Origin of the sequence: Blastococcus colisei (assembly GCF_006717095.1) — a bacterium.
In the GTDB taxonomy this organism is placed as follows: Bacteria; Actinomycetota; Actinomycetes; order Mycobacteriales; family Geodermatophilaceae; genus Blastococcus_B; species Blastococcus_B colisei.
In genome coordinates this window covers 3,723,242-3,742,322 of sequence record NZ_VFQE01000001.1, presented here as the reverse complement: position 1 = coordinate 3,742,322, position 19,081 = coordinate 3,723,242, and the positions used below count along the sequence as shown (strand labels likewise).

Genomic DNA, 19,081 nt, shown 5'->3' with positions numbered 1-19,081 from the left:
GATCGCGACAGAGCAGTGGCGACGAGCCTGCATCCATCGTCCCTGCATCCATCGTCGCCGCTCGGCAGCTCGCTGAGGAGGCCAAGCGTCGTAGGAAGCCGACCCGCTGGGGAACTCCTGCGATCAGCGGCGGTGTCCGCGCGGTCGACGTGGCCGGGGCTGGGGGCGCTGATGAAGGCCACACGCGCGACAGACCAGCGGTAACCCCTCCTGCTCAGGGAGTCTGTCGCTCGCGGTGACGGTGGTGGCTCCAGGCCCGTCTAGTCAGAAGGGTGAGCCCCACGGCGGCTACCGTCCCTACGACTCCACCGATCGCCCCCTCGATGCCGCCCATGACGCCGCCTAACAGGGCCACGCCGAGCAGGATGCCCAGGACGGCAGCTCCTTCGGTCTTGGACATCCGCATCGATTGATCATCTCAAACGGTCGGCTCAGCCCACGATGGGCCACATCAATATGTGTCCGACGTTGGCCGGCGTAGGACAGCTCACACCTGAGGAGCGGTCAGGACGCCTTGCTGAGCCGCGCGGCCGGGACCGGCTATCGCAGGCGGCCGTTGCCGGACCGTCGGGTCGACCTACATTGGCCGTGGACCCCGCGCCTCGCCACTCGTCTTGGGGCGCGGGGTTCCTGACTGACCGGGGCGGCCTCGAACTGCTCCGCAACGGCGGGCGCCTCGGCGGTGGGCAAGGTCGACCAGTTGACAGCACCGGGTGGGGTTGTCTGCGAGCAGGGCCCCGGCAGGCGGGCTCAGCAATGTCGATCACAGGTCGCTCGACGGGATGGTCGGGCTGCCCAGGGATTTCAGGGGCCGCTCGGTTCTCAGGACTGGCACAACGTCCGTCGGATTCACGACCGTGAATTCTGTGCTCGGGGAATCGGTGGTTGACCGGTGCGTGGCCGGGCGGACGGTGCACGGGCCGCCGTGTCCATCCCATCTCGGATGCCGGCTGGCTCGAGGGCGTTGAGCAGGGCCGGGATGTCCTCCGGTGGCCGGGGCGGGGAGAACAGGTAGCCCTGGGCAAGGTGGCAGCCGAGCCGGCGGATGCAGCGGAGCTGCTCGGGGGTCTCGACGCCCTCGGCGACGGTTTCCAGGTTGAGGGAGCGTCCGAGGTTGATGACGGCGGCGACGATGGCGGCGTCGTCGGGGTCGACGGCGATGTCGCGGACGAAGGACCGGTCCACCTTGACGACGTCGATGGGGAAGCGCTTGAGGAAGGTTAGGGAGGAGAACCCGGTGCCGAAGTCATCCAGGGCCAGGCGTACGCCGAGCCTGCGGAGGGCCTGCAGGGTGGCGGTGGTGGCGTCGGTGGCGTCCAGCAGGGCCGTTTCGGTGAGTTCGAGGCACAGCGCGGCAGGGTCGGCGCCGGTGGCCTGCAGGATGTCGCCGACGGCCTCGGGGAAGCGGGAGTCGCTGAGTTGGCGGGCGGAGACGTTGACCGCCACGGTCAACGCCAGGTCCGATTTGCGCTGCCAGTCCTGGAGTTGGCGGCAGGCTTCGTGCAGCACCCAGGAGCCGACGGGGACGACCAGGCCGGTGTCCTCGGCCACCGGGATGAACTCGTCGGGGGCGAGCAGCCCGCGGGTGGGGTGTTGCCAGCGGACGAGCGCTTCGACCCCGGTCATCTCGCCGGACTGGACGTCGACGACCGGCTGGTAGAGCAGGCGTAGTTCGCCGCGGTCGATGCCGCGGCGTAGGTCGGCCTCCACCTGCTGGCGCAGCTCGAGCGCCCCGCGTAGCGCGCCGTCGAAGACGACGTAGCGGGCCCGGCCGCGGTCCTTGGCCTCGTACATGGCCAGGTCGGCGTCGCGGAGCAGCGCTTCGGCGCTGTCGTTCCCGCGCGCGGAGACGGCGATGCCGATGCTGGCGCCCAGCACGAACTCTTCCTTGCCCACCCGGAAGGGTTCGGCCATGGCGGCCACGAGGCGGTCGGCGATGACCAGCAGTTCATGGTCGCCGCTGATCTCCTCGCAGACGACGACGAACTCGTCGCCGCCGAACCGGGCCGCGCTGTCCACCGCGCGCAGGTGCCTGGACAGTCGTTCGGCGGCGACCCGGAGCAGCTCGTCGCCCACGCTGTGGCCGGCCGAGTCGTTCACCGTCTTGAACTGGTCGAGGTCGACGAACAGCACCGCCACCGCGGTGCCATGCCGGCGGGCCCGGGTCAACGCCTGCTCCAGCCGGTCTGCGAGCAGGCGCCGGTTGGGCAGCCCGGTCAGGCTGTCGTGCAGGGCGTGGTGGGCCAGGAGTTCCTCGGCCTGGCGGCGCCCGGTGACGTCGACGAGCTGCAGCACGCCGTGCACCGGCCGCCCGGCGATGTCCCGCACGACCGAGATGCTGGTGTCGGCCCACACCAGACCGCCGTTGGCGTGCACGTAGCGCTGCTGCACCAGGTGGTGGATGACCTCTCCGGCGGCCAGCTGCTCCAGCGCCGTGCGGGTCGCCGCCCGGTCCTCGGGATGGGCGAGGTCACCCACCTCGAGGCGCCCCAGCCGGGCGGCGGAACGGCCGGCGAGACGGCCCAGCGCGGCGTTGGTCTCCAGGAACCTGCCTAGCGCATCGGGGGCCAGGCTGACTAGGGCCATTCCGGTCGGCGCGTCGGCGAACGCGGACCGGAAGCGTCCTTCCGAGACGGCTAGTGCGTCCAGCGCCGACGTGCGCTGGGCGAGCAGGTGCTGGTTGGCGGCGAGCGCCGCCTCCTTCTCCTTGAGGTCGGCGAACAGGGCCGCGCCGCCCAGCAGCGCCCCGTAGGTGCGGCGCAGCGACCAGTAGTAGACGGCGACCGCAGCGGTGACCAGCATCCAGATCGTGTCGTGCCAGGGTAAGCCGGCCTGCAGGACCGAGAGGTGGTGCGCATCGACCCCGGGCAGCGGCAGCAGGTGCACGGCGTGCAGGGCGTGGCCGACCCCGCAGGAGAAGAAGATGAGACCGGTGGCAGTCCCCAGCCGATTGGACCGCAGCTGACCGGTGCGGGTCAGCGGCCCGAACACGGCCACGGCGATGGCGAAATAGGCCACCGCGATCACACCGCTGCCGACTGCGCTCAGTTGCCACGCCATGATGTCCGCCCCCCGCTGATGATGCAGATGCGGTGTCCCTATGGGTGGGAACTACCTGGGGCGCACTGAGGGCCGATGTGAACAGGCCCGGTCGCCGTCCGCCGCCGCGAGATGCTGCGTGCCGGTCCACTTCGATGAACGGGCCCGCCCGGCGTGCGACCTTGTGCATCGTCTCGGCCGCTCAAGTACCGTGGCATTCGGGACGGTGAATGTCAACGATGTAACCCCACCACGGACGTCCGTCCTGCCCTCTCTTGGGCGCCGCAACTTGTGCTGATGCGACCCGCGACCGTCCTGCCGCGGGAACGGTCGCGGCACCGTCGCGGCTCGGGTTCAGGGCTTGCAGGAACGGCTTCGACGGTCTTGACTGTCTGTCATCCAGCCAGCACAGTGAGTGCTGGCCAGCCTCTGTCTGCCGCCGGTGCCATCTCACTGCCATACCGCCGCTCGACAGCGGCGGGCCCACGACCTGGAGTCTCATGGATCCCCTGGCCGACCTTCTGCGGGCGCTGACGGGGGGCCTGTTCGTGGCTCTGGCAGCGACGTCGCTCGTGCTGTGGGGCCGGCGGCGCGACGCGCCGGCGAAGTGGGCGGCGGTGAGTTTCGCGCTGCTCGCCGGCGTGACCACCGTTGGGATGGTGATTCCGGACACGGGCGGTGAGGCGGTCGAGTGGACCAGGAAGCTGTACGTCGCCGTCCTCATCTGCTTCCCGTACTGCCTGCACCGGTTCGCGGCCGCCTTCGCTGGGGTGTCCCGGCGAGTGGAGATGCCGGCCGCCGCGGCTACGGTCCTGCTGGTCGCCGCCACACTGACCCTGGCCCCGCTTCCCGAAGCGGGCGACGCCGCACCGGCGTGGTCACCGTGGTACATCGGGGCGGTTCTCCTCCTGTGGACGGCGCTGTCCCTGCTGGTCGCGCTGCGACTGTGGTTGGCCGGTCGCGGCCAGGCCAGCGTGGTGCGCCTCCGTATGCGCCTGCTCGCGTGCGCGTCGATCGGGCTCAGCTTCGCCATCCTGACCGCAGGCACTACCCGGGACGTCTCCAGCCAGTGGCCCGGGCTGCTGGTGCAGAGCCTGGCCGCGGCCGCCACCGTGCTGTTCTGGGCGGGGTTGATGCCCCCTCGCTTCCTGCTGGCGTCCTGGCGTCACCGGGACGAGGCCGACCTGAACCAGGCCGTGCAGAGCCTGGTGTCGGCCACCCGGCGCGAGGACATCGCCGAGGCGCTCCTGCCCCACCTGGTCCGGGTGGTGGGCGGCCGCGGCGCCGCCTTGCTCGACGAGGAACAGGGCGTGCTCGCCGCCCACGGTGACCTCCCCGGGGCCGAGCAGTCGCCTCGCGCGAGCGGCCTCGACGCTGCCGAGGGTGCTGCGTCGCCGCACCGCATCGACTTCGGCCTGCGCGCCGGACGGCTGTCCCTCTGGGTCAGCCCCTACACGCCCTTCTTCGGGCAGGAGGAACTCCACCGCGTCGAGGCACTGGCGAGCCTGCTCGATCTGGCCCTGGAACGCATCTGGCTCGCCGAGGCGGAGCGGGAGGCGCAGCAGGCCCTCAACTGGGAGCGGGACTTCTCCGCGCGTCTCGTGCAGAGCACGTCGGACTGCATCCTCGCCTTCGACCAACACTTCCGGTACACGTTGTGGAACCCGGCGATGGAGAAGCTCACCGGTGTTCCTGCCTCCGAGGTGCTCGGCCAGGTGGCCTTTCAGCGGTTCCCCTCCATTGTGGAGTCCGGTGACGACCGGTTCTTCCGGGACGCGCTCGATGGCCAGCACGTCAGCACCCCCGAGCGCTACTTCGACGTCCCGGAGACCGGTGTGCAGGGCTGGTTCACCACCGCCTACTCGCCCATCCGCGATGACTCGGGCGGGGTGGTCGGAGGGCTGTCGGTGTTCCGCGACGTCACCCCCGCCAAGGAGGCCGAACGCCTGCGCCGGGAAGCATTGCACGATCCCCTCACCGGCCTGGCCAACCGGACGCTGTTCTTTGAGCGCCTGGAGCACGCCCTCACCCGTCTGGAGCGTCACCCCGGGCCGGTGGCGGTCATGTATCTCGACGTCGACCGGTTCAAGCAGATCAACGACCGTTTCGGTCACGGGGCAGGCGACCAGGTGCTCTGCGCGCTCGGTGCCCGACTCACCGACGCCCTCCGCCCGGAGGACACGGTGGCCCGCTTCGGCGGAGACGAGATCGCCATCCTCTGCGAGCACGTCGTCGACGCCGCCCACGCCACCGCGATCGCCGAGCGCATCATCGACGCCTTTCGGACCCCACTGGCGCTACCAAGCCTCGAGCTGACGGTCACCGTCAGCGTCGGTATCGCGCTCGCCGAACACCCCGGAGCCGACCCCGACCGACTCATCGCCCACGCCGATGCCGCCATGTATCGGGCCAAGGCCAACGGACGAGGCCGGGCGGAGCTGCACGACGCGATCTCCCTCTTCGCATGAAGACTGCGGCGCATGCCAAATCGGCCCAGTCGCTGTCGGGGATGTGGACACAGCGGCCGAGCCCACGACATGCCCGGCCAGGGCTTGCCCGCCGCCGGTAGGCCGAGGCGATCAGCGTCCCCGCAGGGCGGCAGACGGAGAGCGGTTCGAACAGTCAGGCGAGCCATCTAGCCGGCCGCATTCGCTTCGGGCCACATCGTTACAGACCTCGTAAACGTGGGGCGCGCATGCCTCCAACAGGCCACCAGAATGGCAAGCTGGGTGTCGCCGGCAGGGAGCGTCTCGGGTCGTTCATTCCTGGTGAAATCAGCACGCAAGGCCATCCCGAGAACCTCTAGTGTGGGCCACGAACCCTGAGATCATGGCTACCGCCATTATGCGGTCAAGCGATCCGCACCCTGAGGAGATTGACGTATGGCGCAGAAGACGAAGGTCGTGCTCGTGGACGACCTGACCGGCCAGGTACTGCCGGACGGTCAGGGTCAAACGGTCAGCTTCGCCCTGGAGGGCACGTCCTACGAGATCGATCTGACCAAGGACGACGCCGACGCACTGCGGCAGCTGTTCAAGCGTTACGTGGAGGCCGGCCGGAAGGTCGGTCGCCAGTCCGCCGGGCGGCGCGGCGCCCGGGCCCGCCAGGACACCGCTGTCATTCGCACCTGGGCGCGGGAGAATGGGCATGACGTCTCCGAGCGTGGCCGCATCCCGAGCGCCATCGTCGAGGCGTACGAAGCCGCCAACTGAGCGCCCCATCCAGTCGACGGTCCGCCCGTCGTCTCCCCGGGCAGCGGCCTGTCCGCTGTCCGTGACGGCCTGCTAGCGGGACGGGCGGCTCTCCGACCAGCTGCGGAGCAGCTTGGTGGAAGCAAGCGGCGCTCGACCGCCCGCGGGGTGCGCGGAAGCAAGGGTCAGCGGCTTACGAGTTCCGGGGTCAGCCAGGTGTGGTGGTGCCGGACGACGCTGCCGTCGGGGAGCAGTTCGCCATCGTCGTCGAACAGGACCACGCCGTTGCACAGCAAGCTCCAACCCTGCTCGGGGTGGCTGCTGACCACGGCGGCCAGGTCGCGCGCGTCGTTGGCTGCGTCGGGGCAGGGCATGCTGTGGTGGCACATGGTGATCGCATCCGTTCGGACCGGGGGAGCGGCGTTACGCTTTGTGCCGAGCCGATTACTCGGCGAGATCAAGTGTGCGCCTCGCGTCCCGCCCCGTCATGCGATGCATGTCACAGTGTCCAGCGCATGAGGTTGTCGGGTCTGTCCATATGTCGCCCTGTCGCAGGCAACACCTCGTTGGGTCGCCCGATCCACGGGCCAGACCGCCGCGGAACCGTCCCCGACGGTCACAGCTGCAGCGTCTGCTCCGCGCCGGTGGCCATTCGATCAAGACGAATGCTGGCGTCGTCCAGTAGCTGGTCGGTCTGATTGGAGAGGACCAGTCGCATCAGGTCGCCGGATCGCCTCAGGGGGCGGATCCGCCTTCAGACCTGCTGGACGCACGCTTTCACCCAGGTCGGCGACCGGGCCGTGATCCGGGGTGAAGCTCGGTCGGGGAGCTGGCCGCCGAGGGGTCGGGGATCCTGCTTCAGCGGTGGTGGATGACCGGGCAGCCAGTCGACGAGGTTATGGCCCCCTCCTGCGTCGACGCTGATCGTCGCCCTGTCAGAGCTTCCGGTGTCAGCGCGGCCGCCGGTCCAGGAGTTTCCAGGCTCCGGGAAGCAGACCTGCGGCCAGTAGCGCCTTGAGAGTGTCCCCGAGCAGGAACGGCAGCACTCCGAGCGACAGGACTTCGGCCAGGTCGATGCCGAGAAAGGCCATGAGCCACGGGACGCCGAGGGCGTAGATGGTGAGGCTGCCCAGCGCCATGAGGGCGAACGTCCGCAGCGCAGTGCGATCCGCTCCGCGGCGGGCCAGCGCCCCGACGACGATGGCCGCCGCGACGTATCCGAGGAGGTAGCCGAACGAGGCGAACGCCCAGCCGGCCTGCCCGTCGGCGAACCAGGGCAGTCCTGCGACGCCGACGGCCAGGTACAGCAGCGCACCGGCGCCACCCCGCACTGGCCCCAGGGCTGCGCCGATGACCAGGGCGCCGAACGTCCCGCCGGTCACCGGCACGGGTGTGAAAGGCAGTGGAATTGAGATCTGGTTGAACACCGCCAAGAACAGCCTCGCCCCAATGACCAGAGTGACGTCTCGAGCCAGGCCGCCGGGTAGGGCGTCAGCGATGACGCGTCGGGGCAGAGGATGAGCGGCATTCGACATCGATACCGAGTCCTTCCTTCCGAGGTCAGGAAGGATCACCGTATCGAGCCGGCGTTCGCCTGACCTGCCACCCGGCGGAACGCCAAACCGGCGACCGTGCCGTCCACGGACAGCGCGTGGCAGGGCGGGACAGCGGACCCTGGCAACGGAACCAGCGCCAGCTGCTCGTAGTCGATCAGGTAGATGACCGTGTCGTGCAACCCCAGGCCGCGCGCATGCTCAGCGACGACCGGAGTCATCTGATCGGCCGACAGCAGATGCAGAGCACACAGCAGCGAGCGGCGCGGATCCGCGGGACTGGCAGCGGTGGAGGGCGAAGGCAGCCCGAGATCATCCATGGAATGACGGCCTGCCAGCCGCGACCAGCCAAACTCCGGGAAGACTTCGCTGCTACCGGCAGCAGGCCCAGACGTGCTTGCGGCCGGCGGTGACGTGCCAGCCGTGCGCCGAGGTGAGCCTGGCGGTCAGGAGGAGGCCGAGCCCGCCCTGGGCGGGGTCGCGTCCGATCGCCGGTTGCGGTGGCCGTTCGGTCAGTGAGTCGCTGACGTCGATGAGCCAGCCGTCCCCGGTAGCGGTCACGCGAGCCCGTACTGGTCTGCCCCCGTGTCGTAGGCCGTTGGAGGCCAGCTCTTCGAAGGCCAGCAGGAAGCGTTCCTCGAACGACTCGTCCGTGTCGACGGCCGGGGCGTCGCCCAGCACCCGGCGCAGGTCGGCTCGCACCGTCGGCAGCTGCGCGACGGATGAGAGGTCCCACTGCCAGACGTCGCCCCGCAGGCCGGGCGGGGATTTCTGCGGCCAGGAGTCGTCGAGCATGTCCTCACATCGGTTCGACAGGGCTCACCGGGTAAGGGTGGGCGTTTTCCAGGGAAGCATCCCGCCGAACATTCCGCGACAGCGGGCTGGGGCCTGTCCGCAGGGACCCTCCGGGCGGCGTCTGTCCTGATCGGGCCGTCGTCGCTGTGCCCGTCGTCGTATCCACGGACGGCGGTGACGGCTGCAGTAATGTCCGGGGACAGACGGCCGAACAACTGTCGGTACCGATGCGCGCGGGGGAGGGGCATCATGACTGATGCCGCCTCCTCCGCGCTGCTCCCGCCGGAGTTGCTGGGTGCGGCACTGGACGCGCTCCCCGAAGGCATCGCGATCTTCGACGTCGACTGGACCATCGTCTACGTGAACCCGGTGGGCGCGGGGCTGCTGGCGCGGGGGCGGGACCAGCTGGTCGACCGCAACATCTGGATCGCCCTGCCCGAGCTCGGCGGATCCATCTTTCACAGCTTTCTGCTGCACGCCCGCAGCATCGGTGAACAGCTGACGTGGCAGGGCTACTACGCGCCGACGGGCCGCTTTCTCAGCGCCACAGCCGTGCGGATCGGCGACCGGCTGCAGGTGAGCTTCCGCGAGGTCCCCGCACCACTGGAGGAGCACCCGCTGGCCACACACCGGGGCGAACGGCCGGTGGAGGGCCCCGGGGGCGTTGACCTGGAGAGGCTCCGCTTTCTGGCCGAGATCAGGGAGTCGATGATCGGCACCCTGGACACCGGCGAGTCGGTGGCCAGGCTGGTCGACCTTCTGGTGCCGCGGCTGTGCGACTGGACGATCGTGACCGTCATCGGGGAGGACGGTCGCCCCTCCGAAGTGGGCCGGGGGCACCGCGATCCCGGAAGGCTGGCCGATCTGGACACCTACCTCACCGGGCGAGTGCGGGGGACCGGTGACGACTCCCCGTTGGCCGCGGCGCTGTTCTCCGGTGAGCCGGTGCAGATGGACGTCATCGACCCGAGCCTCGTCGAGGCCTCGCTGGCGACCGAGGAGGTTCGGGAGGCGTGGCGGCGGCTGGATGCCGGCTCCTTCACGATGGTGCCGCTGCGGGCCCGGGGTGAGACGTTCGGCGCAATCGGGCTCATCAACACGTCCCAGCGGCCACCGCACAGCGAGATGGAGATCGCCACGGCGATGGAGGTGGCCCGGCGTGCGTCCCTGCCGTTGGACAACGCCCGCCTCTATGAGCAACAGTCGAAGGTCGCCGAAACCCTGCAGCGCAGTCTGTTGACGCCGCCTCCGCAGCCGGATCATCTGGAGATCGCCGTCCGCTATCAGCCGGCGGCGAGCAACATGCATGTCGGCGGCGACTGGTACGACGCCTTTCAGCAGCCCGACGGCGCCACGCTGCTGGTGATCGGTGACGTGATCGGCCACAACGTCGAGGCCGCAGCGGCGATGGGGCAGGTCCGCAGCATCCTGCGTGGCATCGCCTACGACCGGCAGGAAGGACCGGCGAGCATCCTGACCCGCGTGGACGAGGTCCTGACCGGGCTGCGGATCGGCACCCTGGCGACCGCGCTCATCGCCCGGCTCGAACAGCCGACCGAACGAGCCCAGGACGGTCTGCGCACCCTCCGCTGGTCCTCAGCGGGGCACCTCCCGCCGCTGGTGCTGCATCCTGATGGGCGCGTGGCGGTGCTGGACACCCGGCCGGAGATCCTCCTCGGCGCGGAATCGCGTAACCGGCGCACTGACCACGAAGCCCGACTGCGGCCCGGGGACACGCTCCTGTTCTACACCGATGGGCTGGTCGAGCACGGCCGCTCCTTGATCGACGAGGGGATCGCCCGACTCGTCCGCGTGACCGCCGAAGCCGCTCACCTGACCGTCGATGAGCTGTGCGACCAGCTGCTCGAGCGCATCGTCCGGCATCGCTCCGACGACGACATCGCGATCGTGGTGGTGCGATGCCACCCCCACGACGCCTCCGGCCCGTCTTCTCACGACCAGCCGGTCGACGCCAAGGACTAGCACTTGCGGGGCGCCGCCGAGCGGCTCCATCGCAGGTCAGCGGGTGTGCGAGCCCACTTCTCGCCGGCCGCGGGCGCCGGTCCCGGCGGTGTTCCGATCCTCAGCCATCCCGGCCCTGGCGATGACCGGTGCTCTGCCGGGCTGGACCGTTACCCCTGGTGGGGCTGCGGGGTTGCGAGCCAGTACTTGTAGCAGCGCGGACCCTCGGTGGTTTCGATTTCGCGCTCGAGGAGTCGCGGCCCGGAAGGCCGAAAGGGAATCGGGCACCGGAACAAGGGCCCGTCGAAGACGAACGTGTGGTACTCGCCGAGCTCCCCGCTCGGGTCCATGTCTTCGGGCAGGTGGTCGATGAAGTGCCTGTCGAGGGGCACCCCGACATGACCGACGTCCAGCACGTCGGCATTGACCACCACGGTCACTGCACGCATGCCCGAAGTCAGGAACTTCTCGACGCACGCCCGGGAGGACAATCCCCACAGGGGTTCCAGCACCTCGATGCCCAACGGTCCGAACTGCTCCTCTTTGTGATGGCGCACGTCAGAGGAGGTCAAGTCACCGAACGCGAAAGCATCGATGCCTTCGCGGCGCATCTGCACCGCAGCCGCGTTCATGACATCCACATATCCGTCCAAGCCCGCTCCTCGCATCGGGACCGTCTGCAACGGGATCCCGATGCTGCGCGCCTGGGCTTCGAGCAGCTCCACCGGGATCCCGTGAACCGTGGACTCATCACGCCGGGGGTGGACCGTCGTCACCAGACGCTCCACATGGACGTCGGCCTGGGCAAGCAGCACGGTGAGGGCGAGTGCCGAGTCCTTGCCGCCGCTCCAGTGCAACGCGGCTGTCCTCCGATCCACGTCATGGATCCTTCCGTTCGCAGACCGGGTGCGCACACCGGCATCTTCGGCATCGGGCAGGTCACGCATCCACAGCACAACGGCGAGGCTCATCCATGATCACGAGGCATCAGATCCACGAGGGACATCGGGCCGCAGTTCGGCGATAGCGTGCCCCGGCAGGCCTCGCGGATGGCGGGTGCTGCGGCAGCGTGGTCGAGGCAGATCGAGCTGGTGGGGTGGTCTTGGAGCCCTGTGCCCGCGGGTCTTCTTCACCATGTCGTGCGGCTGCGCGGAACCGTGGTCGGATGCCGGTACGCGAACAGCTCCGCTCCGGGCACCGGCGGCGCTTCATTCTTTCCGGTGAGCGGGTAGCGCCGCAGCAACGCCGCAGCTACGGTCGGTCACCGTGCCTGGACACGATGCCTTCCAGCGCTCCTGGGCACGGGATCCGGCGTGTCAGCGCCCTCCCGTGGGGCGTCCACGCGACCCCTCCCGTGATGATGCGATCAAGGTCGCTGCGCTGCAGGTCTTGGCAGGGGCCGGCTACTGCGGTCTGACCATGGATGCCGTCGCCGCCGCGGCCGGGGTAGGCAAGGCCACCATCTACCGTCGCTGGGCCAGCAAGGGCGATCTGCTGCTGAGCGTCATCGACGATGCCACCGCCGACGAGCTGACCCGACCCGACACCGGCTGTCTGCGTGAGGATCTTCTGGTCCTTCTGCACTCCCTCGCCGAGGTCCTCGCCGGCCCCTCAGGCCGGGCGAGCCGCACCCTGCTCGGCGCCCTGCACCATGAACCCACGCTGGCCGAGGTCTTCCGGCAGGGGCCGCTGGCCCGCTGGCAGAAGGCCTTCACTGAGGTCATTGATCGCGCCGTGGACCGGGGAGAGCTCCGACCGGGAACAGGCGTGCGGATGGCGGCTGAAGCCGGGCCGGGCATCCTCCTTCAGCGGTGGGCAGTGACCGGGCAGCCGCTGGATTCCGCGGTGGTCACCGTCGTCGTCGACGAGATCCTGCTTCCGCTGCTGCGGCGGCACTGACCGCCGAGCGGCGTGCCGGGCGGTGTCAGTGCTGAGGCATGCCAGGCAGCACGGTCGTCCAACAGCGCGCACCCCTCCGGTTGAGCCGGTGCTCGTCGGGCCAGCGGAGCGCGCAGGGGCAGGTTGGGGTGAAGTATCAGAGCTTGAGCGCGAGGGCGTGCCCGACCTGTTCTCCGGTCGCTGAGCCGGAGGCGTAGGGGTCGGCGAAGTCCCTGTGTCGGCCCCGGCGATGACACGGATCTGGGACACGCCGATCATCCCGTCACAGCCGCCGCTGCTCCCGCATACGAGGCTCCCCGCGCGCCGAAGTTCGGAGCAGTAGAGATCTACCGCTACATCGCGGCGGAAGGCGAGGAAGCCAACGCTACAAATCACCGTGCTCTGCCAGCTACTGGGGGTCTCCACGCCCGGCCAATACGACTGGGCCGCCCGCAGTCATGCACCACCCGGGGCAGAGTCGCGGAGAACCTTGAGCCGATCGCCCAGATCCGGGTGCTGCACGGACGATTCGCCTACTACGGCGTTCCGTGGATTGACCGCGCGCTCCGAGCCAAGGGCATCTCGGTCGGCCGACACCGGGTGGGCATCGACCGCCCGGCCTCGGTCACCGGGGCTGCCTCGGCCCGCGCCGTTGCCAACTGCGCTTCGTTTCGCCAGGCGTGGGCACGGTTGACGAATCGATCCAATGTCATCCACAGCAGGCGCTCGGGGCAGAGCATGGCGTCCGAGTATCCGCGTTCACCGGGATGAAGGGGCCGTGCCCGCTCGGGCCTGCCGGCCCCCCACTGTCGGCAGAGATCGGCCAGCTGCGCGCGGCGGCGCACCGCCACGATGAACACTAGGTCCTCAGCCAAGGCGCTGTCGTGGGCCCACCAGCACCACACCTTCACCGGTCCGGCGGCGCCGTGCCGGGCCGGGGAAGCCGGTCGCGTTGCGGTCATGATCGGAACGATCGGCACGCTGGCGCCCCGCCTGAACCGGCGGGCGCGCCTGGCTGACCCGTGAGAGTGAGCACACGCACAGCCGCAGCTGGCTGTGTGCACCTTGTCGTCGCTGGAGAGGCTGCCTGGCCAGTCGGTGCGGTCGGTGTGAGTGCTGATGCGCCGCCGTTGTCCCGCGGCCCTCCGACTAGCGCGTATGCGCGTCGAGGACGTCGCGGTCGAAGCGCGGGAAACGATCACCGTTATCGTCGAGCCTGCCGGCACCCTGCTGTGGCCGGCCGGAGAGGTCCATACCGTGGTGGCACAGCGTTTCGAGCTGCACCGTCCACTGTGGCCGCAGCTCCATCCTGCTGCCCATACCAACGACGAGGCGGCGGTCACGCCGCCTAGCGTCGACCGCCAACGGTCACCCCCAGCATGGCCAGGGCCCGCGCACTGCTCTCGGCTGCCTCCCGGCGCCGCTGGGCGAGCGCGCCCAGCAGCTCGGCCACCTGCGGCTGCGCGTTCCGGCCGGCCCGGTCGGCCCGCGCGCGGAGCACGGCCGCCGACTGCCGATTCATCGCCAGCTGGCGTAGCTGGCGGGTGATCTCCAGGCGCATCCGACCCGACGGGCCGGGCTGTCTCGCCGTGACACCACGCGCCGCTGACGCCATGACAGATGGTCGGTCCGGTTCGCAGGCGATGTCCAGGCCGGCGGAGCAACACGCTGCATTTAGGTGCCGGACACGCCGCGACACGTGATTTCCAGGCCGGCCCGCCCACCCCGTACCGGGACGACGCCCGCGCGTGCGGGCCCCCGCGGGTCAGGGGCCGCACCATCACGGGGCTGGGTGCTCGTACCCCCGGCGGGCACTACGGAGGCTGAGCCCCCGCTGTCGCGCGGCGGCGCCCGACGGCCCGGCAGGGGGGCATCCACGCGATTCAGCTCGTTGCCACCAGCCGTTCACTCCGCGCGGACACAGTTCCTCCTGTACCGACACCAGTCCGCACAGGAGGTCACCGTGAACGTCACTCTCAAGCGACTCACCACCCTCACTGCCGCCGCGTTCGTGGCGACGGCAGCTGCCACCCTGGGCGTCGTGGGCATCGCGCATGCCGACGGCGGGAGTGATACCAGCACCAGTCAGCACGACGACAACGGAGACGACGACGCCGACGACAACGGCAGTGCCCCGGCCGGGGGCGTCGACACCGGTGCCGGGGGCACGCTCACCAGCAACCACGGCAGCGACGACGATGACGACGGCAGCGCCCCGGCCGGGGGTGTGGACACCGGTGTCGGCGGTACGGCGGGCACGGAGGAGGGCGGCGTCAGCTCGGTGATCCTGCTCGGTGCCGGCACGCTGGGCCCCGGTGCCGTCGCCGGGTCGGTGCTCCTCCGGCGGCGTCCGGAGCAGACCCGCGAATGATCCGTTCGTTGATGACGAGGGCCCGCGGTGGTCGTACGCCGGGTGCGGCGGCGGCCACCGTGGCACTCGCCACCGCGCTGTTCAGCGGTTGCGCCACCTCGGCCACAACGGCGGACCGGGACATTGCGCACCCGAGTGGCGCGAACTCCGGCTCGCCGACGGCGCCTCCGTCGGTGCCCCGTGCTGTCTCCACCGCACCGGAGAACCTGCCGGTCGCAGACCCGTCGCGGGTCCGCGTCCCGGTTCTCGACGTGGACGCGCCGGTCGGCGGGCTCGGGTTGGATGTCTGTGGCGCGCTGGAGGTGCCCACGGACTTCGACGCGGCCGGCTGGTATGTGGACGGCCCGGAACCGGGGGAGCCAGGACCCGCCGTGGTGGTCGGTCATGTGGACGACTACACCGGGCCGGCGGTCTTCCACCGGCTGGAGACCCTCGAGGTCGGTGACGAGGTGCTCATCGACCGGGGGGACGGCACCACGGCGACGTTCCGGGTGCGCGCGGTCGAGGCGTACGCGAAGGACGAGTTCCCCACCGAGCGCGTCTACGGCAGGACGCCGGACCCGGAACTCCGGCTGATCACCTGCGGCGGGGAGTTCGACCGCACCGAACGCAGTTACCTCGGCAACGTCGTGGTCTACGCCGACCTGGTCCGCCGGTGAGGCGGGTCCTCGACGCCCGCGTCCAGGACCGACCCGTGACGCGAGAGAGCAGAGGGCCGAGTCTCCGGGCTCGGTGCGCCCTGGGCTCGTTCGGCCGGACACGGGGAAGCGGTGGGTTCACCCCGATTCTGTTCCTCGGCCACCTCCGTGTCTCTGGCACCTCGTAGCGTCGCCGTCAGTGAGCTGCGACTCAGCCCGCATCCCGGGCCGAGCACGTCGGCCCGCAGCGCGGTGAGCCCCGCAGTGCCCCCACGACGAAGGAGAAACCCAATGAGTCTCGGACCCATGGAGATCGGCTTGATCCTCCTGGCGATCCTGCTGCTGTTCGGTTACAAGAAGCTGCCGGACGCCTCTCGGTCGCTGGGCCGGTCGTTGCGCATCTTCAAGGGCGAGATAAAGAGCATGAAGGACGACGACGGCGGCAAGACCGCTGACGACGGCATACCGGTCAGCCGGGAGATCGCCGCCCCGGTGCGGGCCACGGACATCGATGCCCGTTCGGGCGGGAGCCCCCGCCGGCACGATGGCGCGCTGTCAACCGGGCTCGACGGCGCCCGCTGACCGACGCCGACTCACCGTGAACGTTCAGGGTCGCGGGCGCCCTCGCCGTCGTCGCTCCTCGAGGGACGGCACGGCCACGATGACCCTCGTCGCGCATCTCACCGAACTGCGGAAGCGGGTCGGCCTGTCGCTGCTGTTCATCCTGCTGGGCACCGCACTGGCGTTCTGGTGGTACGAGCACGGGCTCGGCGCCTTCATCAGGGCCCCGTACTGCGGCCTCCCGGAAGACCTCCGCTACAACGACGCCGACGGTGATTGCGGACTGCTGATCACCGATGTCTTCGGCGGCGCGTTGATCCGGCTCAAGATCAGCTTCATCGTCGGGATCGTTCTGTCGGCACCGTTCTGGCTCTTCCAGCTGTGGCGCTTCATCACGCCGGGGCTCAAGCGGAACGAAAAGCTCTACGGAGTGTCCTTCGTTGCCGCCTCGTCCGGGCTCTTCGCGCTCGGCGCCGCGCTCGCCTACGTATCCCTCGCGGCGGGGCTTCGGCTGCTGCTGGGCCTGGCCGGCGACGGCGTCATCGTCGCACTCACCGCGCAGGACTACATCGGCTTCGTCATCTCGCTGCTGCTCGCCTTCGGGGTCTCCTTCGAGCTGCCCCTGATCGCCGTGATGCTGAATCTGGTCGGCGCCCTCAGCTACGCGGCGCTGTCCTCCGCGCGCCGCTGGATCGTCTTCCTGACCTTCGTCTTCGCCGCCTTCGTGACACCGACCCAGGATCCGTTCACCATGCTGGTGATGGCCGTGCCCATGATCGTGCTGTTCGAGGGGGCGATCCAGGTGGCGCGGGTGGTGGACAAGCGGCGCGCCCGCCGGGCGGCGATCGAGTCCTTCCACGATCTCGACGACGACGAGGCCTCGCCGCTGGACGCGGCTCCGTCGGCACTCGATGGTCGGGCGACTCAAAGCGAACCGCTGCACAGCCCGTCGACATGAACCTCACGCACCCGGGCGCGGCCGGGTGCTGCTCCGTCCGGAGGGAAAGGGCGCCCCAGTCGAGTCAGGGATCAGCTGCATAGGTGCCCCGACCACGTAGGGGTCCTCGATGTCCGCTGGTCGCGCCCAGCGCCCGGTCGCCCCAGAAATCCTCGCGGCTTGATCTGCAAGTCGCGGGGATGGCCTGGCCTCAGGACGGCGATGATCGTGAAGCAGTCGGGCGTGATTGGTGGGGTCGGAGAGCCGCTCGAGGAGTTCCGGCGCTGCCTCCAGCACCACGGGAATTGGCGCCCCGTCGGCCGCTACAGGTCGCTGCGGATGTGCCTGTGGGCCACGTCAGACTGGTTCGGCACCGCGGGCATCCGCATCTGGGCGGACCGATCAACCAGTTCAGAGCAGAACTGGAACCGGCTGCAGTCTGGAAGGTTTCCGTGCGACGTGTGCCGATCCCGCGGGCCTTTACCGGCATCGAATCTGCCGGACGGCGGAAGGCTCGGAGGAAGCCGATTCCGAGGGGCGAGGCGGAGAAGTTGTAAGAAGTCGCATCCGTCCTACCCGTAGAGCCGGCTGCGCCCCGGCATCCGGGGCGGGATGCCGGGGCGCAGTAGTACGGGCGAGGGCTTGACCCGGAGGAGTTCAGCTCCCGGTGGTGCCCACGCGGTGCTGGGCTCAGAGGGCGCCGTTCTCCCAGGGGCCACGGATGGCGAAGCTCACGCCCGGGGTCTGGACGTTGACGAACATGATCTCGCCATCGGGGCTGAAGCATGCTCCGGCGAACTCTGCGTCCGCCGGTGTCTGGATGTTGTTCAGTGCGAAGTCGAAGATCTCGCCCCGCTCGTTGAGTCCGCGGACGTACTGGTCGCCGCCTCCGTCCTCGCACAGCACGAGGCCGCCGCGGGGGCTGACGGTGATGTTGTCCGGCGCGTCCAGCACCTCCCGTGACGGCGACTCGAACAGCAGGATCAGCTGGCCGCCGGAACGGCCGCGGGGCCGGTACTCCCAGACCTGCCCGGCCTGGGCGTCGCCACCGCTGGTGGCGTTGAAGAAGATGCTGCCGCCGTCGTACCAGCAGCCCTCCAGCCGGGCGAACGCGGCACCACCCTGCGCGGCGCCCTGGCTGAAGACTGACTCGGTGGTGATGGCCGCGGGGTCCGGGTCTGCGATGGTCACCCACTCGACCGGCATGGGGTTGCCGACCCGGTCGTTGACGCCGGTGTAGGTCTGGAACCCGGGCTTCCCCTTCACGGCCAGCATCTGCAGCTGCCCGCCGGCGGCGAGGTTCCGCGGGTCAGTTGGGAGGAACCGGTAGAAGCCGGAGGTGTTTCCGCTGTCTTCGGTCTCGTACACGATGCCGCTGGCCGGGTCGATGGCCACGGCCTCGTGCACGAAGCGACCCATGGCGCGGTAGGGCTCCGGGTCGGTCACGACGCCGCCCTCCGCCGGCACCTCGAAGACGTAGCCGTGGTCGCGGGTGAACCCGTTCTGCCTGCCGTTGACGGTCTCCTCACAGGTCAGCCACGAGCCCCACGGGGTGGGACCGCCGGCGCAGTTGACCGACGTGCCGTTGATGCTGATGAAGCTGTCGGTCAGCTCGAAGCGGTCCGTGTCGAAGGTGAGCGTCGTGCAGGCACCGCCGCCCACCGGGTCGTAGGCGTTGTCGGGGTCGCCCTGCAGCCCTTCGGCGGGCCCGTAGCCACGCTCGTGGTTGCGGACCAGTCGGATGACGTTGTCGTCGCCGGTGGCGAAGGTGGCCATCCCGTCATGCCGGTCCGGCGTCGGGTAGCCGTCGGAGCCGGTCGCGGGCTTGCCCAGGGCGGTCGCGTAGGCAGCGCTGTAGCCGAACGACGTGTAGTCGAAGCCGGACGGCAGGGCCAGCAGGGGCAGACCGGTCGCCATGTCGTTGACCGGCGCAATGGGCCCGTAGCCACCGTTGTTCTCGGCCTTGAGCTCCTGGCCGCGTCGGCCGGGGGCGGCGAGGGCACCGTGCGCCGCCAGAGCCTGGGTGCCGCCGCCTACGAGCAGCGTGCCGGCGGTGACCGCGGCCCCGCGCTGAAGGAATTTGCGGCGATCGAATGAGGTGGTCATGAAATGCGCTCCTTGGGAGTCCTGAGATAGGGCGCTTTGGACGCTAGGTA

General features: G+C 69.7%; 17 protein-coding genes. 8 read left to right on the top strand and 9 right to left on the bottom strand.

Features of this window, described 5'->3' with window-relative positions; genetic code table 11:
* Positions 1-849: 849 nt before the first annotated feature.
* Positions 850-3,060, bottom strand: a complete 2,211-nt coding sequence (locus FHU33_RS17805; RefSeq protein ID WP_142026531.1) for a putative bifunctional diguanylate cyclase/phosphodiesterase — start codon at positions 3,058-3,060, stop codon at positions 850-852.
* Positions 3,061-3,539: 479 nt separating this feature from the next.
* Here FHU33_RS17805 and FHU33_RS17800 point away from each other — a divergent pair, with 479 nt between their 5' ends.
* Both FHU33_RS17800 and FHU33_RS17795 read left to right on the top strand, forming a co-directional pair.
* On the top strand, positions 3,540-5,507 hold the full coding sequence (locus tag FHU33_RS17800) for a sensor domain-containing diguanylate cyclase (RefSeq protein WP_142026530.1): 1,968 nt from the start codon (positions 3,540-3,542) through the stop codon (positions 5,505-5,507).
* Positions 5,508-5,921: 414 nt separating this feature from the next.
* On the top strand, positions 5,922-6,251 hold the full coding sequence (locus tag FHU33_RS17795; protein ID WP_142026528.1) for a histone-like nucleoid-structuring protein Lsr2: 330 nt from the start codon (positions 5,922-5,924) through the stop codon (positions 6,249-6,251).
* 164 nt (positions 6,252-6,415) lie between these two features.
* Here FHU33_RS17795 and FHU33_RS17790 read toward each other — a convergent pair whose 3' ends face one another.
* The 4 genes from FHU33_RS17790 to FHU33_RS17775 all read right to left on the bottom strand — a co-directional run bounded on the left by FHU33_RS17790 (position 6,416) and on the right by FHU33_RS17775 (position 8,578).
* Positions 6,416-6,604 (bottom strand): DUF5999 family protein, encoded by a 189-nt coding sequence (locus FHU33_RS17790; RefSeq protein ID WP_246063801.1) that lies wholly within the window; start codon positions 6,602-6,604, stop codon positions 6,416-6,418.
* A 576-nt stretch (positions 6,605-7,180) separates the two neighbouring features.
* Positions 7,181-7,765: a biotin transporter BioY gene (locus tag FHU33_RS17785; protein WP_142026524.1), complete on the bottom strand. Its 585-nt coding sequence runs from the start codon at positions 7,763-7,765 to the stop codon at positions 7,181-7,183.
* 35 nt (positions 7,766-7,800) lie between these two features.
* Positions 7,801-8,103, bottom strand: a complete 303-nt coding sequence (locus tag FHU33_RS17780) for a hypothetical protein (RefSeq protein WP_142026523.1) — start codon at positions 8,101-8,103, stop codon at positions 7,801-7,803.
* Positions 8,104-8,155: 52 nt separating this feature from the next.
* The gene (locus FHU33_RS17775; protein ID WP_142026522.1) at positions 8,156-8,578 is read right to left on the bottom strand and encodes an ATP-binding protein; all 423 of its coding nucleotides are present in this window, start codon (positions 8,576-8,578) and stop codon (positions 8,156-8,158) included.
* A gap of 249 nt (positions 8,579-8,827) precedes the next feature.
* On the opposite strand from FHU33_RS17775, the gene FHU33_RS17770 reads away from it, so the two are divergent.
* Positions 8,828-10,561, top strand: coding sequence for a PP2C family protein-serine/threonine phosphatase (locus FHU33_RS17770; RefSeq protein ID WP_142026521.1), 1,734 nt, complete (start codon positions 8,828-8,830; stop codon positions 10,559-10,561).
* Between the two features lie 149 nt (positions 10,562-10,710).
* Here the strand turns inward: FHU33_RS17770 and FHU33_RS17765 are convergent, their stop codons facing one another.
* A complete protein-coding gene (locus FHU33_RS17765) occupies positions 10,711-11,511 on the bottom strand; it encodes a Dph6-related ATP pyrophosphatase (RefSeq protein ID WP_142026519.1) in 801 nt (266 codons plus the stop codon).
* A gap of 295 nt (positions 11,512-11,806) precedes the next feature.
* Between FHU33_RS17765 and FHU33_RS17760 the strand changes: the two genes are divergently transcribed.
* Positions 11,807-12,439: a TetR/AcrR family transcriptional regulator C-terminal ligand-binding domain-containing protein gene (locus FHU33_RS17760; protein ID WP_142026518.1), complete on the top strand. Its 633-nt coding sequence runs from the start codon at positions 11,807-11,809 to the stop codon at positions 12,437-12,439.
* Positions 12,440-13,567: 1,128 nt separating this feature from the next.
* On the opposite strand, the gene FHU33_RS25090 is transcribed toward FHU33_RS17760, so the two are convergent.
* Positions 13,568-13,726: a hypothetical protein gene (locus FHU33_RS25090; RefSeq protein ID WP_170182501.1), complete on the bottom strand. Its 159-nt coding sequence runs from the start codon at positions 13,724-13,726 to the stop codon at positions 13,568-13,570.
* A 40-nt stretch (positions 13,727-13,766) separates the two neighbouring features.
* Positions 13,767-13,979 carry a hypothetical protein gene (locus tag FHU33_RS17755; RefSeq protein ID WP_142026517.1) on the bottom strand — a complete coding sequence of 71 codons (213 nt, stop codon included), beginning with the start codon at positions 13,977-13,979 and terminating at the stop codon, positions 13,767-13,769.
* A gap of 402 nt (positions 13,980-14,381) precedes the next feature.
* On the opposite strand from FHU33_RS17755, the gene FHU33_RS17750 reads away from it, so the two are divergent.
* The 4 genes from FHU33_RS17750 to tatC all read left to right on the top strand — a co-directional run bounded on the left by FHU33_RS17750 (position 14,382) and on the right by tatC (position 16,946).
* A complete protein-coding gene (locus FHU33_RS17750; RefSeq protein ID WP_142026516.1) occupies positions 14,382-14,789 on the top strand; it encodes a hypothetical protein in 408 nt (135 codons plus the stop codon).
* Positions 14,790-14,800: 11 nt separating this feature from the next.
* On the top strand, positions 14,801-15,448 hold the full coding sequence (locus FHU33_RS17745) for a class F sortase (RefSeq protein WP_142026514.1): 648 nt from the start codon (positions 14,801-14,803) through the stop codon (positions 15,446-15,448).
* A 270-nt stretch (positions 15,449-15,718) separates the two neighbouring features.
* Positions 15,719-16,009, top strand: a complete 291-nt coding sequence (tatA, locus tag FHU33_RS17740) for a Sec-independent protein translocase subunit TatA (RefSeq protein WP_142026513.1) — start codon at positions 15,719-15,721, stop codon at positions 16,007-16,009.
* Positions 16,010-16,088: 79 nt separating this feature from the next.
* Positions 16,089-16,946, top strand: coding sequence for a twin-arginine translocase subunit TatC (gene tatC / locus FHU33_RS17735; RefSeq protein ID WP_142026512.1), 858 nt, complete (start codon positions 16,089-16,091; stop codon positions 16,944-16,946).
* Positions 16,947-17,615: 669 nt separating this feature from the next.
* Here tatC and FHU33_RS17730 read toward each other — a convergent pair.
* Positions 17,616-19,031, bottom strand: coding sequence for an alkaline phosphatase PhoX (locus FHU33_RS17730; protein WP_142026511.1), 1,416 nt, complete (start codon positions 19,029-19,031; stop codon positions 17,616-17,618).
* Positions 19,032-19,081 lie beyond the last annotated feature (50 nt).